Below are 15728 nucleotides of genomic sequence, written 5' to 3' on the forward strand. Positions count from 1 at the left end.
TTTACGTTGAATCCTACCAACGGTAATGAGCAAATGCTTTGTTAGCTTCTGCCATTTTATGAGTGTCTTCACGTTTCTTAACAGATGCACCAGCGTTGTTAGCTGCATCTAAGATTTCGTAAGCTAGACGCTCTTCCATAGTTTTTTCACCACGAAGACGAGCGTAGTTTACTAACCAGCGAAGACCTAAAGTTGTACGGCGTTCTGGACGAACCTCAACTGGAACTTGGTAGTTAGCACCACCAACACGACGAGCACGTACTTCAAGAACAGGCATGATGTTCTTAAGAGCTTGCTCGAATACTTCCATAGGGTCTTTATCTGAACGTTCACGAACGATATCGAAAGCGTTATAAAGAATTGTTTGAGATTTACCTTTTTTACCGTCAACCATCATTTTGTTGATAAGGCGTGTTACTAGCTTAGACTTGTACATTGGATCTGGTAACACGTCACGTTTCGCAACAGGTCCTTTACGAGGCATATTGAGTTCCTCCTTTCATTATAAGTTTATTATTTTTTAGCAGGTTTTGGTCGCTTAGTACCATATTTAGAACGTCCTTGCATACGTTTGTCAACACCAGCTGTATCAAGCGCACCACGAACGATGTGGTAACGTACCCCTGGTAAATCCTTTACTCGACCACCGCGAATTAATACTACGCTATGCTCTTGTAGGTTATGACCGATACCTGGGATGTAAGCTGTAACCTCGATACCGTTTGTTAAACGTACACGAGCGTATTTACGTAACGCTGAGTTAGGTTTCTTTGGAGTCATTGTACCAACACGAGTACATACACCACGTTTTTGAGGTGCAGAGATATCAGTTGATTTTTTCTTTAAAGAGTTGAACCCTTTGTTTAACGCAGGTGATTTAGATTTCCATACTTTATCAGTACGACCATTTCTCACTAATTGGTTAATAGTAGGCATTTGATTATCCTCCCTTCGCATGTTTGTATGACCACATATCCAGGTGGTTCATTATTAGTTGAAAACAAAGTTTTTGCAAGGGAGAGCAAATGCTCTCTCCTCACAAAAACAGTTTTAACTTATTATTCCTATTGCTGAAGCTCCCACTTGAATCCCCGAAACTTTTCCAAGCTTACGAACTGATTCAACTTTGGTTATGGGTATGTTATGTTGCAAGGCAGTACGAATGATCATATGGGTTAACCGCATATCAGCATCTTCCGCAATAACAACTTCTTTAACTATACCATTTTTGATTGCCTCCAATGTGCGTTTATGACCAACGACTACATTTTCAGCATTTGACACTTTTTGATAAGACATATAAATATCCTCCAAAGCATCGTTCAGGAGCAACCTTGATTATAGTAACATTTTGACTCATACAATGTCAACTAGGATTAACTGTTTTTATACAAAATTTACGACGGAAAATTTTACTGTTCCACATAAACTTCATCGTTTTCAACATTCATGTCACCTTGTGTTGTTTTTACAAGATCCACTTTGCGATAACGATTCATACCCGTTCCAGCAGGAACAAGTTTACCGATAATAACATTTTCTTTCAATCCTAGAAGCTCATCGCGTTTACCCTTAATCGCTGCATCAGTTAAGACACGTGTCGTTTCTTGGAACGATGCTGCAGATAAGAACGAATCAGTTTCAAGTGAAGCTTTTGTAATACCAAGTAGAACAGGTCTAGCCGTTGCTGGTTGTTTACCTTTCAGTAACACCTTCGCATTCGCATCAGTAAACTGATGGATATCTAGTAGTGTTCCTGGTAATACATCTGTTTCACCCGCGTCACTTACACGAACTTTACGTAACATTTGACGTACCATTACTTCTACGTGTTTGTCACCAATTTCTACCCCTTGCATACGGTATACTTTTTGAACTTCACGTAGTAAGTATTCTTGAACCGCCGTAATGTCCGTTACTTTTAGTAATTCTTTCGGATCAATAGAACCTTCTGTTAACTCTTTACCGTGGCTAATTGGCTGTCCTAAAGTTACTTTCAGGCGCGCACCGTAAGGAATAGCATACGTACGAGCTTCAACTTCACCCTGTACAACTACTTCTTGGCGATCTTTAACATCGTTGATCGCTGCGATAACACCATCGATTTCACTGATAACTGCCTGACCTTTCGGGTTACGAGCTTCGAAGATCTCTTGGATACGAGGTAAACCTTGAGTGATATCATCTCCGGCAACCCCACCTGTATGGAACGTACGCATCGTTAACTGTGTACCTGGCTCACCGATAGATTGAGCTGCGATAATACCTACCGCTTCTCCTACTTCTACGTCTGTACCAGTTGCTAAGTTACGACCGTAACACTTCTTACATACACCGTGGCGAGTGTTACACGTGAACGCTGAACGAATGTTTACAGTTTCAACACCCGAATTTTCAACGATATGAGCGATATCTTCAGTAATTAGTTGGTTTTCACTAACTAATACTTCACCTGTTTCAGGATGTTTTACAGTTTTTCTTGCAAAACGTCCAACAAGACGATCATATAATGACTCAATTACTTCATTACCCTCTTTAATCGCACCAATTAATAGACCACGATCTGTTCCACAATCATCTTCACGGACAATTACATCTTGTGCAACATCTACAAGACGACGTGTTAAGTAACCAGAATCGGCAGTTTTAAGTGCTGTATCGGCAAGACCTTTACGCGCACCATGCGTAGAGATGAAGTACTCAAGTACTGTTAAACCTTCACGGAAACTTGATTTAATTGGAAGTTCGATAATACGACCAGATGGATTGGCCATCAGACCACGCATACCAGCAAGCTGAGTAAAGTTCGATGCGTTACCACGGGCACCGGAATCACTCATCATGAAGATTGGGTTGCGTTTATTCAAGGATTTCATCAGTTTTCCTTGGATAACATCTTTTGCATTACTCCAAATAGAGATAACGCGATCGTAACGTTCTTCTTCCGTGATTAAACCGCGACGGAATTGTTTAATTACATTATCTACTTTTGCTTGTGCTTCATGGAGAATTTCATCTTTTTCGCCTAATACAAGAATGTCAGATACCCCAACTGTAATACCAGCTTTTGTAGAGTACTTAAATCCTAAGTTTTTCATGCGGTCAAGCATGCGAGATGTTTCCGTAATTTGGAAACGCTTGAATACTTCCGCAATGATGTTACCAAGGATCTTCTTGCTAAATGGCGCCACTTCTTCGCGACTAGCAATAATTTCTTTAATGTTCGCACCTTTTTCAACGAAATACTCCGCTGGTGTTTCTTTTTCAAGGTTTGAGTTTGTCGGTTCATTAATATAAGGGAACGACTCTGGTAAGATTTCGTTAAATATTAATTTACCAACTGTTGTTAATAGAAGCTTACCTTTTTGCTCTTCAGTAAATGTTACATTATTTACTGAACTTGCAGCAACTGCAACACGTGTGTGCAGATGTACATATCCATTTTGGTATGCAAGTATTGCTTCGTTTGCATCTTTGAAGACCATACCTTCACCGATTGCGCCTTCACGCTCAAGTGTTAAGTAGTAGTTACCTAATACCATATCCTGAGATGGAGTAACAACTGGTTTTCCGTCTTTTGGATTCAAGATGTTTTGTGCCGCTAACATAAGAATACGAGCTTCTGCTTGTGCCTCTGATGATAACGGTACGTGAACTGCCATTTGGTCACCGTCAAAGTCCGCGTTGTATGCAGTACATACAAGTGGGTGAAGACGAATTGCGCGACCTTCTACTAATGTAGGTTCAAACGCCTGGATACCAAGACGGTGAAGTGTTGGTGCGCGGTTTAGAAGTACTGGATGCTCTTTGATCACAGATTCTAAAACGTCCCAAACTTCAGGTTGTACACGCTCGATTTTACGTTTAGCACTCTTAATGTTGTGTGCTAAACCTTTTCCAACTAACTCTTTCATAACGAAAGGCTTAAACAATTCAAGCGCCATTTCTTTCGGTAATCCACATTGGTACATCTTTAAGTTCGGTCCTACAACGATTACAGAACGGCCAGAGTAGTCAACACGTTTACCTAATAAGTTTTGACGGAAACGTCCTTGTTTACCTTTAAGCATGTGAGATAGTGATTTTAATGGACGGTTACCTGGTCCAGTAACTGGACGGCCACGGCGACCATTATCGATTAATGCGTCTACAGCTTCTTGTAACATACGTTTTTCGTTTTGAACGATGATGCTTGGTGCACCTAAGTCCAATAGACGTTTTAAACGATTATTACGGTTAATTACACGACGGTATAAGTCGTTTAAGTCAGAAGTAGCAAAACGTCCACCATCCAACTGTACCATTGGGCGTAGTTCTGGCGGGATAACTGGAAGAACATCTAGGATCATCCAAGATGGGTGATTTCCAGAGTTACGGAATGCTTCTAATACTTCTAGACGTTTAATAGCACGAGTACGGCGTTGTCCTTGCGCTGTTTTTAATTCTTCTTTTAAGAAGTCTACTTCTTTATCTAAATCGATGTCTTGTAGTAGCTTTTTAATCGCTTCCGCACCCATAGCAGCTTGGAATGTGCTACCATATCGATCACGATATGCACGGTATTCTTTTTCAGAAAGTAATTGCTTCTTATCAAGTGGTGTATCTCCACTTTCTGTTACAACATAAGAAGCGAAATAAATTACTTCTTCAAGCGCGCGAGGGGACATGTCTAAGACAAGTCCCATGCGGCTCGGGATACCTTTGAAATACCAAATATGAGATACAGGAGCAGCTAATTCGATATGACCCATACGTTCACGACGAACTTTTGCACGCGTTACTTCAACGCCACATCGATCACAAACTACACCTTTATAACGTACACGTTTGTATTTTCCGCAATGACATTCCCAGTCCTTTTGTGGTCCGAAAATACGCTCACAGAACAAGCCATCTTTTTCAGGCTTTAACGTACGATAGTTAATTGTTTCTGGTTTCTTAACTTCACCGTATGACCAAGAACGAATCTTGTCAGGTGAAGCAAGTCCAATCTTCATATATTCAAAGTTATTTACATCTATCAAGGGGCCTACCTCCCTTTTAGTCTACAGGTTATCCCAATTATTCTTTAGTTGTCTCAACTTCGACATTCAATTTATCTGCTGATTGATGATCATCGTCATCTTCTGTATCACGCATTTCGATTTCTTTATCGTCGCTAGACATCATTTTAACGTCCATACCTAAACTTTGCAGCTCTTTAATCAATACTTTGAATGATTCAGGAACGCCTGGTTCTGGAACATTTTCGCCTTTAACAATTGCTTCATACGTCTTAACACGCCCAACAACATCATCAGACTTCACTGTTAAGATTTCTTGAAGAGTATAAGCAGCACCGTAAGCTTCAAGTGCCCAAACCTCCATCTCACCGAAACGCTGTCCACCGAACTGAGCTTTACCTCCAAGAGGCTGCTGCGTTACAAGTGAGTATGGTCCAGTAGAACGAGCATGAAGTTTATCGTCAACCATGTGCGCAAGTTTGATCATATACATGACACCAACAGATACGCGGTTATCGAATGGTTCACCAGTACGTCCGTCATACAGGATTGTTTTCGCGTCATTTGCCATACCAGCTTCTTCAATCGTGCCCCAAACATCTTCCTCACGAGCACCATCGAATACTGGTGTTGCAATGTGAATACCAAGGTATCTTGCTGCCATACCAAGATGAAGCTCTAATACCTGACCGATATTCATACGAGATGGTACCCCTAATGGGTTTAACATGATATCGATTGGCGTACCGTCTGGTAAGTAAGGCATATCTTCTTCTGGTAAAATACGAGAGATAACACCTTTGTTACCGTGACGTCCGGCCATCTTGTCACCTTCAGAGATTTTACGTTTTTGAACGATATATGCACGTACAAGTTGATTCACGCCTGGTGGCAATTCATCGCCATCTTCACGGTTGAATACTTTTACGTCTAAGATAATACCGCCACCACCGTGTGGTACACGTAGTGATGTATCACGTACTTCACGTGCTTTTTCTCCAAAGATAGCATGTAATAGACGTTCTTCAGCTGTTAATTCTGTTACACCTTTAGGTGTTACTTTACCAACAAGTAAATCTCCATCTTTTACTTCCGCACCAACGCGAATGATACCGCGCTCGTCAAGGTTGCGTAATGCATCTTCCCCAACGTTTGGAATGTCACGTGTAATTTCTTCTGGTCCAAGCTTCGTATCACGAGCTTCTGACTCATATTCTTCAATATGAATAGAAGTGTACACATCGTCTTTTACAAGGCGCTCACTCATAATGATCGCATCCTCGTAGTTATAACCGTCCCAAGTCATGAAGCCAACAAGCACGTTACGTCCAAGTGCTAGTTCACCTAATTCCATAGAAGGACCATCCGCAAGAATCTCACCTTTTACAACTTCATTTCCAACACTTACGATTGGACGTTGGTTGTAGCAAGTTCCTTGGTTAGAACGAATGAATTTTTGCATTTTGTAGCGATCTAAGTCGCCTTTTACTGTTTGACCGTCAACTTCTACATAGCGACGTACCCAAACTTCACGTGCTTCTACGCGTTCAACAACACCAGGATGTTTACAGATTACTGCAGCACCTGAGTCTTTTGCTGATACGTACTCCATACCTGTACCTACAATCGGAGATTCCGGATTCATTAACGGAACCGCCTGACGTTGCATGTTCGCTCCCATAAGTGCGCGGTTAGAGTCATCGTTTTCTAAGAACGGAATACAAGCTGTCGCTGCCGACACTACTTGTTTTGGAGATACATCCATGTAGTCGATGCGTTCTTTATTTGTGACAATGTTTTCACCACGGAAACGAGCTACGATATCTTCGCTAAGGAATTCTCCTTCTTCAGATAATTTCATATTCGCTTGGGCTACAACATAATTATCTTCTTCATCTGCTGTTAAGTAATCAACCTGCCCTGTTACAAGACCAGATTCTGGATCAACACGACGGTATGGTGTTTCAATGAAACCAAACTCATTTACTTTCGCGAACGATGATAATGAGTTAATCAAACCGATGTTTGGTCCCTCTGGTGTTTCAATCGGACACATACGACCATAGTGAGAGTAGTGAACGTCACGTACTTCAAAGCCTGCGCGCTCACGCGTTAAACCACCGGGTCCTAATGCAGATAGTCTTCGTTTGTGAGTTAACTCTGCTAATGGGTTTGTTTGATCCATGAACTGAGATAACTGAGAACTTCCGAAGAACTCTTTAATAGATGCAATAACCGGGCGAATGTTAATTAACGCTTGTGGTGTAATTGCATTTGTATCTTGAATCGACATTCTCTCACGAACAACACGTTCCATACGAGAAAGACCGATACGGAATTGATTTTGTAATAGTTCTCCAACAGAACGCAGACGACGGTTTCCTAAATGGTCGATATCATCTGTATCCCCCACTTTGTATAGTAGGTTGAAGAAGTAACTGATAGAAGCAAGGATATCACCTGGTGTGATGTGTTTTACATCACGAGTAATATTTGCATTACCAATTACATTAATTACGCGTTCGCCTTCTGACTCAGGAGCATAAATCTTAATAGATTGCAGCTCAACATCGCCTTCTACCACTCCACCCATTGGTTTCGCTGTTTTGAATCCAATGTTTTTCTCTAAGTAAGGTAAAATGCGATCAAGTGTACGACGATCTAAGATTGTTCCTTCCGCCGCTAAAATTTCACCAGTTTCTGGATCCACTAATGTTTCAGCTAAACGTTGATTAAACAATCTGTTTTTAATGTGTAACTTCTTGTTGATCTTATAGCGACCTACATTTGCTAAATCGTAGCGCTTTGGATCGAAGAAACGAGACACAAGTAAGCTCTTGGCATTTTCTACTGTTGGTGGTTCACCAGGACGTAAACGCTCATAAATTTCAAGCAATGCTTTCTCTGTGCTATCTGTGTTGTCTTTTTCTAATGTGTTGCTTAAGTATTCGTTATCACCTAAAAGCTCGGTGATTTCTTGATCAGAGCCAAACCCTAATGCGCGTAACAAAACAGTTACAGGAAGTTTACGCGTACGGTCAATACGCACATATACAACATCCTTAGCATCTGTTTCATACTCTAACCAAGCTCCGCGGTTTGGAATTACAGTAGCAGTAAAACCACGTTTTCCGTTTTTATCCACTTTGCCACTATAGTATACGCTTGGAGAGCGAACTAACTGGGAAACGATAACACGTTCTGCACCGTTAATTACGAATGTTCCAGTCTCTGTCATGAGTGGGAAATCTCCCATGAACACATCTTGTTCTTTTACTTCACCAGTTTCCTTGTTGATTAGACGCACTTTTACACGAAGTGGTGCTGCATACGTCACATCACGCTCTTTGCATTCGTCTACAGAGTATTTAGGTTCACCTAAGCTGTAGTCGATAAATTCAAGCGATAGATTTCCCGTAAAGTCTTCGATCGGAGAAATGTCCTGGAACATTTCTCGCAAACCCTCATCAAGAAACCACTGATAAGAAGAGGTTTGAATTTCGATAAGATTTGGTAACTCTAATACTTCACTAATACGGGCATAACTTCTTCGTTGGCGGTGGCGTCCGTATTGAACTAGTTGACCTGTCAACTGCTTCACCCCTCAAATCATGAGTATTATAAATGCACAAAAAAATTTGTGCAAAATCACAAATAAATACAACTACTGCTATTAGCGTAGTTTTTTTCTCTTAAAGATAAATACGTTGAGTCTTTCTACCTGCTCAAAAAAGAAAAATGGCTTCTATAAGAAAACCATCATTCTGTTTCATAATCTGCTGATTTTACTATCTTTTCCAAGAGAAACAAAAATATACATCTTTCTCAACGCAGAAAATCATATATTGGCATTGTATAATGTTAACATAGCCAAAAATAACCGTCAACGTTTTTTTGATTTTATGATATAATATCCTTTTTTCTTTTCTACAACTTCGACTTCAGAAAATACTTCTTCTAGTTTCTTCAGTGCAGATGGTGCACCTTGCTTCTTTTGAATAACAATCCACAACTCTCCACCTGGAACTAAATAATCTACAGCCTTTTCTAAAATCTCATGCACGATATCTTTACCTGCACGAATTGGAGGATTAGATAGAATAGCAGCATACATACCATCTACATTTTCATAGACGCTACTTTGAAAAATGTGTACATTTCCAACTCTATTATTAGCGGCATTTTCTTTCGCAAGCTCAAGCGCCCTTTCATTCACATCCACCATGTGAACTTTACGGTCTTGAAACTCTTTCGCCAACGATAAACCAATTGGTCCATATCCACAACCTACGTCTAATATATCACCTTTAATATCTGGCACTTGAAACGCTTCAATTAAAAGACGAGAACCAAAGTCCACTTCGTTTTTCGAGAACACCCCACGGTCAGATAAGAAAGTAAACTGAGATCCACGAAGTGTAAATTCCCATCGCTTTCGATCACTTTTACTAGAAGGGTCGTTAGAAAAATAATGGTCTGCCATATGGCCACCTCTTTTCTTTACAGTTAAAAAAAAAGCTCGCATGAGAGCGAGCTTTTTTAAAGCATCAAAAGTTAATTACTTAACTTCTACAGCAGCGCCAACTTCTTCAAGTTTAGCTTTCATTTCTTCAGCTTCCTCTTTAGAAACGCCTTCTTTGATTGCTTTTGGAGTGTTGTCAACTAATTCTTTAGCTTCTTTTAAGCCAAGACCAGTGATTTCACGTACAGCTTTGATAACTTTGATTTTTTGAGCGCCAGCACTTGCAAGTACTACGTCAAATTCAGTTTTCTCAGCAGCAGCTTCACCAGCGCCACCAGCTACAGCTACAGGAGCAGCAGCAGTTACGCCGAATTCTTCCTCGATAGCTTTTACTAAGTCGTTAAGTTCTAATACAGTCATAGATTTAACTGCTTCAATGATTTGTTCTTTAGTCATTGTAAATATCCTCCCTTAAATAGGTTTGTATTGTTTTATAGATAACAAGTAATTATCTTTTAAAAAATTAAGCGCCTTGCTCTTCCTTTTGTTCTGCAACTGCTTTAGTAGCAAGTGCAAGGTTACGGATTGGAGCTTGAAGAACGCTAAGAAGCATAGAAAGTAAGCCTTCACGTGATGGAAGAGTAGCGATAGCTTTAACCTCATCAAGTGTTACAAGTTTACCTTCGATTACACCAGCTTTAATTTCTAAAGCTTCATGTTTTGTAGCGAAGTCGTTTAATACTTTCGCAGGAGCAACTACATCCTCGTTACTGAACGCGATTGCGTTTGGTCCTGTTAAGAATTCGTTTAACTCAGCCATTTCAGCAGACTCTGCAGCACGACGAGTTAAAGAGTTTTTGTAAACTTTGAACTCAACGCCAGCTTCACGTAAGTTTTTACGTAATTCTGTTACTTCAGAAACTGTTAAACCACGGTAGTCAACAACGATTGTAGATTTACTTTCGCGAAGTTTGTCCGCGATTTCAGTTACAACTTGTTGTTTAGTTTCGATTACTTTGCTCATGTTATTACACCTCCTGTAGATTATATAGAAGATGTACCGAAAGTGCACTAAAAACCTCCATGCCCAACTTGTAGACATGGAGGCATATAGTCACAGAAAAAAATTCCGTTTCGTATATTAACACCTAGGTAGGAAATTAAGTCTATTGACACCTACTGTCTACGGTACACTAATTAAATTCACAACATAAATGATTATATAAAAACTTCTTTATGAAGTCAACTTCCAAATTTTACGCTAATGTAGAAACGTCTACACGCACGCCAGGTCCCATTGTAGAAGCAACTGTTACGTTCTTCATGTAAGTACCTTTTGCAGCAGCTGGCTTAACTTTTTGTAAAGTGTCAGCAATTGTTCCGAAGTTTTCTACTAATTTAGCATCTTCGAAAGATACTTTACCGATTGGAACGTGGATGTTACCAGCTTTATCAACGCGGTATTCAACTTTACCAGCTTTGATTTCGTTAACAGCTTTAGTTACATCGAAAGTAACTGTTCCAGTTTTAGGGTTTGGCATTAAACCTTTAGGTCCTAATACGCGACCAAGTTTACCAACTTCACCCATCATGTCAGGAGTTGCTACTACTACATCGAAATCGAACCAACCTTGTTGGATTTTACCGATGTAATCAGCATCGCCTACGAAGTCAGCTCCAGCAGCTTCAGCTTCTTTAGCTTTTTCACCTTTAGCGAATACTAATACACGTTGTACTTTACCAGTACCGTGTGGAAGAACAACTGCACCACGGATTTGTTGGTCAGCTTTCTTAGGGTCAACACCTAAACGGAATGCAACTTCTACAGTCGCATCAAATTTAGCTGTGTTTGTTTTCTTTACTAATTCTACTGCTTCTGTTGCAGAGTAAGCAGTTGCACGATCAACAAGCTTTGCAGCTTCTACGTACTTTTTACCTCTTTTAGCCATTTTTATTTCCTCCTCGAATGTGGTTTTAGCGGAATAACCTCCCACGTTTACGCTTATTTTCAGGTATAACCTGAGGATGCGCGCCATCCATTTATTTAAAAACGATAATCATTTACGATAATAAAGGTTGCGAATTGGAATTCCAGACCCGCAACCTTTTTAAAAAAACAAATCGAATTAGTCTTCGATAACGATGCCCATACTGCGTGCAGTACCTTCAACCATACGCATTGCAGCTTCTACACTAGCAGCGTTTAGGTCAGGCATTTTAGTTTCAGCGATTTCGCGTACTTTATCACGCTTAACAGTTGCCACTTTATTACGGTTTGGTTCACCAGAACCAGACTCAATACCAGCTACTTTCTTAAGAAGAACAGCAGCAGGAGGAGTTTTAGTAATGAAAGTGAATGAACGGTCCTCAAATACCGTAATTTCAACAGGGATGATAAGACCAGCTTGATCAGCTGTACGAGCGTTAAACTCTTTACAGAAGCCCATGATGTTAACACCTGCTTGTCCTAATGCTGGACCAACTGGTGGAGCTGGGTTAGCTTTACCTGCAGGAATTTGAAGCTTTACCATTTTAATTACCTTTTTAGCCACGAGACACACCTCCTTAAGTCCGTGATGTGGTCAATTGGACAGTGATTTGCCCTCCCACGTCATATTTTATCTGTAAGGATAAAATCTTTCAAAAAACGTCTCCGATAACGAAGACGTACTGACTTAAAAGATATTATCACTTTTTACAATTCATTTCAAGTTTCATTTTATAATTTTTCAATTTGATGGAAGTCAAGCTCAACTGGAGTCTCGCGACCAAACATGTCCACAAGCACGCTAACCTTTTTCTTCTCCACATCAATTTCTTCAATAGCACCTGTATAATCTGCGAATGGCCCCTCATTTACACGCACTGTCTCATGAAGTTCAAAGTCGAAATCAACCACTTCGTTGTCCATTCCCATATGCTTCATAATGGTAACCACTTCCTCTTCTAATAGAGGTGACGGTTTAGATCCAGAACCAGAAGAACCAACGAACCCAGTTACACCTGGCGTGTTACGTACAACATACCAAGAGTCATCAGTCATGATTAATTCTACTAATACATAACCTGGGAACACTTTTCTTTTCATTAATTTTTCTTTACCGTTTTTCATTTCTACTTCTACTTCTTCCGGGACAACAACACGGAAAATTTTATCTTGCATACCCATTGATTCTACACGTTTCTCTAGGTTTGCTTTTACTTTATTTTCATATCCAGAATAAGTATGGACAACATACCAACTTTTTTCCATTCATTTAGGACGAGCGTCCTTCCCTCCCTGACGTACATTTTTTTGCGCAAATGAAAAAACCCGTTCACCGGGCTTTTACACAGTTCTTATAAATAACATTATATCATGGATAAGTGCTTCTTATTCAAGAATTAACCAAGAATTAACCGAATTAAAGAAGAAATGCCCATATCAACCACTGCGAAGAAAATCGCAAAGAAGACAACTGTAGCGATAACAGTCGCTGTTGAACGGAGTAATTCATCTTTTTTAGGCCAACTTACTTTTTTCATTTCGCGACCTACATCGCCGAAAAAGTTCGTTAAACGCATCTACGGGACCTCCAGTGTATTATTTCAATTATTTATTTTGTTTCCTTGTGAACTGTATGCTGATTGCATGTTTTACAAAACTTCTTTATTTCAAGTCGCTCTACTGAGCTCGTATCTTTCATCGTAGAGTAGTTTCGATTTTTACACTCTTCACATGAGAGTACAACTTTTTTCCTCATTAGTTACACCAACCTTGTAACATTATGTCCCTAAAAATGTATCATACAACAAAAGACAATGTCAATGACATGCCTTTTGCACTCTCTACAAAAAGAAAACAGGTGATTTTTTACACCTGTAGCATTTGTTATGAATTTAAAGTGGTACTCTCTCTCATTTCCATATATCGTTCCAATTTCCGCTTCACCCTCTGTAAAGCGTTATCAATAGATTTCACGTGTCTATTTAACTGTTCTGAAATCTCTTGATAAGAACGACCATCTAGATATAAAGAAAGCACTTTCCTTTCTAAATCGCTTAATAATTCAGATATTTTAGATTCTATGTCTGTATATTCTTCCTGACTTATAATCATTTCTTCAGGATCCGTTACCTTCGCTTCCGAAATAACATCTAATAATGTCCGATCAGATTCCTCATCATAAATCGGCTTATCTAAAGACACATATGAATTTAACGGAATATGTTTTTGCCTTGTTGCTGTTTTAATAGCGGTAATAATTTGCCGAGTGATACACAGTTCAGCAAATGCTTTGAATGAAGACAGCTTGTCCTCTTTATAATCACGAATCGCTTTAAACAATCCAATCATACCTTCTTGAACAATATCTTCTCGATCGGCACCCACTAAGAAATAAGATCTTGATTTCGCGCGAACAAAGTTCTTATATTTGTGAATCAAATATTCTAGAGCGTCAGTATTACCTTTTCGAACTAACTCAACGATTGCCTCATCCTCTAAATCACGAAATGTAACGTCGCCTATACTTACGAAGCCTGCTTCCACCTTGATCCCTCCGACCGCTATTTATTTAGCAATATTATACAGTAAAAAGATAAAGAGCGTCAATGCTTCAACGCTCTCCTCTTCTTAATTTTTCTAATTTTTCTGTAATATCTTTACTAAATATCTTTCGCATGGCGGGTTGCTTTTCTTTTGTGTCTTGTGTACGCCTTCTTACTTGTTGCTCCATCGCTTGTACTTCCAACTCTAATTCACGTGCAGATTTCCGAAGAGCACCTTGCGCAAATATAACCCATTGTTCCGTATAATCAGAAGTCGCAACATATATTTGCGTATTTATATTTCTAAGCTCAATCGCAAGCTGCTCTATCTTTTCATCTGCAGTTTGATTCTTCCTCGTGAATATGACTTCCACGCGCGATTGTTTCATCTTTTTTTCAATACCTTGGACTGTATAAGCATCAAAGACTATCATTACCTTTGTACCTGTGTATCCTTGGTAATCCGCCATCTTATCAATCAGTGCATCTCTTGATGACTGCAAATCTACATCCCGTAGTTTCTTCAAGTCTCCCCAAGCTCCGATAATGTTGTAACCGTCAACGATTAAAATATCGTTCATTTTTTATTTACCAATTTCGTGACGCTTACGATATACCTCATACATTAACAAACTTGCGGCTACTGAAGCATTTAAGGATGTAACTTTACCGACCATCGGTAAAGTAATTAAGAAATCACATTTTTCACCAATAATACGACTCATACCTTTTCCTTCACTTCCAATTACTAATCCAATTGGCATTTTACCATCTAAATTACGGTAATCCGTTTTCCCTTTTGCATCTGTACCAGCAATCCAAAGTCCACGTTCTTTTAATTCATCGATTGTACGAGATAAATTCGTTACACGTGCAACAGGAATATATTCAATCGCTCCAGTCGATGCTTTCGCAACTGATGCAGTAAGTCCCACAGCTCTTCTTTTCGGAATAATAATTCCATGAGCTCCCGTTGCATCCGCAGTACGCATAATAGAACCTAGATTATGCGGGTCTTCAATTTCATCTAAAATTAAGAAGAACGGATCTTCGTTACGCTTCTCTGCTACTTTAAATAGATCTTCTAGCTCAGCGTATTGATATGCAGCCACTTGAGCAATTACACCTTGATGGTTCCCCTCAACTAATTGATCTAACTTCTTCTTTGGTGCATGTTGTAAAATAATCTTATTTTCTTTCGCTAGTGCTAGTACAATTTGTATTTGTCCTTTGGCAGCACCTTCCGCGATCAAAATTTTATTAATATCTCTTCCTGAGCGTAACGCTTCAATTACAGGGTTACGTCCGATAATATATTCACTACTCATGATGATGTGCCCCCTTCCTTTTCTTCTAAAACAGAAATTGCCTTATATACAATTTCGTCTAATCTTTCACGATTATTTAATAAGTGATGATAGCCAATTAGCGCTTCAAAGGCTGTACTATATCGATATGTTTGTACATCAGTATTCTTCGGGACAGTACCTGAATTTGCATTACGCCCTCTTCTTAGTACCGCCTCTTCTTCCTCTGTTAAAAATGCCGTCTCTAATAAATGATAAACAACTTTCGCCTGTGCTTTTGCCGAAACAAAGCTTGTCCCTAATCGATGTAATTGATTAGGACGAACTTTCCCTTTTTGAAGTAGGTGATAGCGGATATATTGTTCATATACCGCATCACCCATATATGCTAACGCTAAGCTGTTTAATTGCTTTGCATCAATCATT

The 15728-nt window shown here is 39.5% G+C and carries 17 protein-coding genes and 1 other annotated feature; all 17 genes read right to left on the reverse strand.

Features of this window, described 5'->3' with window-relative positions; genetic code table 11:
* Positions 1-13: 13 nt before the first annotated feature.
* The 17 genes from rpsG to MNO09_RS30380 all read right to left on the reverse strand — a co-directional run bounded on the left by rpsG (position 14) and on the right by MNO09_RS30380 (position 15727).
* Entirely contained in the window at positions 14-484 is a 471-nt protein-coding gene (rpsG, locus tag MNO09_RS30300) for a 30S ribosomal protein S7 (RefSeq protein WP_001137489.1), read from the reverse strand.
* A 29-nt stretch (positions 485-513) separates the two neighbouring features.
* Positions 514-936: a 30S ribosomal protein S12 gene (gene rpsL / locus MNO09_RS30305; RefSeq protein WP_001142341.1), complete on the reverse strand. Its 423-nt coding sequence runs from the start codon at positions 934-936 to the stop codon at positions 514-516.
* 114 nt (positions 937-1050) lie between these two features.
* On the reverse strand, positions 1051-1299 hold the full coding sequence (locus tag MNO09_RS30310) for a 50S ribosomal protein L7ae-like protein (protein WP_000121828.1): 249 nt from the start codon (positions 1297-1299) through the stop codon (positions 1051-1053).
* A gap of 113 nt (positions 1300-1412) precedes the next feature.
* Positions 1413-5024 carry a DNA-directed RNA polymerase subunit beta' gene (gene rpoC, locus MNO09_RS30315; RefSeq protein WP_000567948.1) on the reverse strand — a complete coding sequence of 1204 codons (3612 nt, stop codon included), beginning with the start codon at positions 5022-5024 and terminating at the stop codon, positions 1413-1415.
* 37 nt (positions 5025-5061) lie between these two features.
* The gene (rpoB, locus tag MNO09_RS30320) at positions 5062-8595 is read right to left on the reverse strand and encodes a DNA-directed RNA polymerase subunit beta (protein ID WP_000147550.1); all 3534 of its coding nucleotides are present in this window, start codon (positions 8593-8595) and stop codon (positions 5062-5064) included.
* Positions 8596-8886: 291 nt separating this feature from the next.
* Complete coding sequence (locus MNO09_RS30325) at positions 8887-9486, reverse strand: class I SAM-dependent methyltransferase (protein WP_000763284.1); 600 nt, start codon at positions 9484-9486, stop codon at positions 8887-8889.
* 75 nt (positions 9487-9561) lie between these two features.
* The gene (gene rplL, locus MNO09_RS30330) at positions 9562-9921 is read right to left on the reverse strand and encodes a 50S ribosomal protein L7/L12 (protein ID WP_000159737.1); all 360 of its coding nucleotides are present in this window, start codon (positions 9919-9921) and stop codon (positions 9562-9564) included.
* Positions 9922-9988: 67 nt separating this feature from the next.
* The gene (rplJ, locus tag MNO09_RS30335; protein ID WP_000048721.1) at positions 9989-10489 is read right to left on the reverse strand and encodes a 50S ribosomal protein L10; all 501 of its coding nucleotides are present in this window, start codon (positions 10487-10489) and stop codon (positions 9989-9991) included.
* 39 nt (positions 10490-10528) lie between these two features.
* Positions 10529-10672, reverse strand: a sequence feature (ribosomal protein L10 leader region).
* A 49-nt stretch (positions 10673-10721) separates the two neighbouring features.
* Positions 10722-11414 carry a 50S ribosomal protein L1 gene (gene rplA / locus MNO09_RS30340; RefSeq protein ID WP_002096939.1) on the reverse strand — a complete coding sequence of 231 codons (693 nt, stop codon included), beginning with the start codon at positions 11412-11414 and terminating at the stop codon, positions 10722-10724.
* Positions 11415-11591: 177 nt separating this feature from the next.
* Positions 11592-12017, reverse strand: a complete 426-nt coding sequence (rplK, locus tag MNO09_RS30345; RefSeq protein WP_001085872.1) for a 50S ribosomal protein L11 — start codon at positions 12015-12017, stop codon at positions 11592-11594.
* 167 nt (positions 12018-12184) lie between these two features.
* On the reverse strand, positions 12185-12718 hold the full coding sequence (gene nusG, locus MNO09_RS30350; protein WP_000415794.1) for a transcription termination/antitermination protein NusG: 534 nt from the start codon (positions 12716-12718) through the stop codon (positions 12185-12187).
* Between the two features lie 131 nt (positions 12719-12849).
* Positions 12850-13029: a preprotein translocase subunit SecE gene (secE, locus tag MNO09_RS30355; RefSeq protein ID WP_001241321.1), complete on the reverse strand. Its 180-nt coding sequence runs from the start codon at positions 13027-13029 to the stop codon at positions 12850-12852.
* Between the two features lie 32 nt (positions 13030-13061).
* The gene (rpmG, locus tag MNO09_RS30360) at positions 13062-13208 is read right to left on the reverse strand and encodes a 50S ribosomal protein L33 (RefSeq protein ID WP_002070160.1); all 147 of its coding nucleotides are present in this window, start codon (positions 13206-13208) and stop codon (positions 13062-13064) included.
* Positions 13209-13336: 128 nt separating this feature from the next.
* A complete protein-coding gene (locus MNO09_RS30365; protein WP_000387193.1) occupies positions 13337-13996 on the reverse strand; it encodes an RNA polymerase factor sigma-70 in 660 nt (219 codons plus the stop codon).
* 67 nt (positions 13997-14063) lie between these two features.
* Positions 14064-14576, reverse strand: a complete 513-nt coding sequence (locus tag MNO09_RS30370; RefSeq protein WP_000997888.1) for an NYN domain-containing protein — start codon at positions 14574-14576, stop codon at positions 14064-14066.
* 3 nt (positions 14577-14579) lie between these two features.
* Positions 14580-15323: a 23S rRNA (guanosine(2251)-2'-O)-methyltransferase RlmB gene (gene rlmB, locus MNO09_RS30375; RefSeq protein WP_000093756.1), complete on the reverse strand. Its 744-nt coding sequence runs from the start codon at positions 15321-15323 to the stop codon at positions 14580-14582.
* Positions 15320-15727: a Mini-ribonuclease 3 gene (locus MNO09_RS30380; RefSeq protein WP_000564264.1), complete on the reverse strand. Its 408-nt coding sequence runs from the start codon at positions 15725-15727 to the stop codon at positions 15320-15322. Before MNO09_RS30380 ends, rlmB begins: the two co-directional genes overlap by 4 nt.
* Position 15728 lies beyond the last annotated feature (1 nt).

It is taken from the genome of Bacillus sp. N5-665 (assembly GCF_022637375.2).
Classification (GTDB): Bacteria; Bacillota; Bacilli; order Bacillales; family Bacillaceae_G; genus Bacillus_A; species Bacillus_A wiedmannii.

Excerpts from the sequence above, each read along its gene's own strand:
- rpsG (WP_001137489.1), bottom strand. The coding sequence starts at position 484 with ATGCCTCGTAAAGGACCTGTTGCGAAACGTGACGTGTTACCAGATCCA.
- rpsL (WP_001142341.1), bottom strand. The coding sequence starts at position 936 with ATGCCTACTATTAACCAATTAGTGAGAAATGGTCGTACTGATAAAGTA.
- MNO09_RS30310 (WP_000121828.1), bottom strand. The coding sequence starts at position 1,299 with ATGTCTTATCAAAAAGTGTCAAATGCTGAAAATGTAGTCGTTGGTCAT.
- MNO09_RS30325 (WP_000763284.1), bottom strand. The coding sequence starts at position 9,486 with ATGGCAGACCATTATTTTTCTAACGACCCTTCTAGTAAAAGTGATCGA.
- rplL (WP_000159737.1), bottom strand. The coding sequence starts at position 9,921 with ATGACTAAAGAACAAATCATTGAAGCAGTTAAATCTATGACTGTATTA.
- rplJ (WP_000048721.1), bottom strand. The coding sequence starts at position 10,489 with ATGAGCAAAGTAATCGAAACTAAACAACAAGTTGTAACTGAAATCGCG.
- rplA (WP_002096939.1), bottom strand. The coding sequence starts at position 11,414 with ATGGCTAAAAGAGGTAAAAAGTACGTAGAAGCTGCAAAGCTTGTTGAT.
- nusG (WP_000415794.1), bottom strand. The coding sequence starts at position 12,718 with ATGGAAAAAAGTTGGTATGTTGTCCATACTTATTCTGGATATGAAAAT.
- secE (WP_001241321.1), bottom strand. The coding sequence starts at position 13,029 with ATGCGTTTAACGAACTTTTTCGGCGATGTAGGTCGCGAAATGAAAAAA.
- rpmG (WP_002070160.1), bottom strand. The coding sequence starts at position 13,208 with ATGAGGAAAAAAGTTGTACTCTCATGTGAAGAGTGTAAAAATCGAAAC.
- MNO09_RS30370 (WP_000997888.1), bottom strand. The coding sequence starts at position 14,576 with ATGAACGATATTTTAATCGTTGACGGTTACAACATTATCGGAGCTTGG.
- rlmB (WP_000093756.1), bottom strand. The coding sequence starts at position 15,323 with ATGAGTAGTGAATATATTATCGGACGTAACCCTGTAATTGAAGCGTTA.
- MNO09_RS30380 (WP_000564264.1), bottom strand. The coding sequence starts at position 15,727 with ATGATTGATGCAAAGCAATTAAACAGCTTAGCGTTAGCATATATGGGT.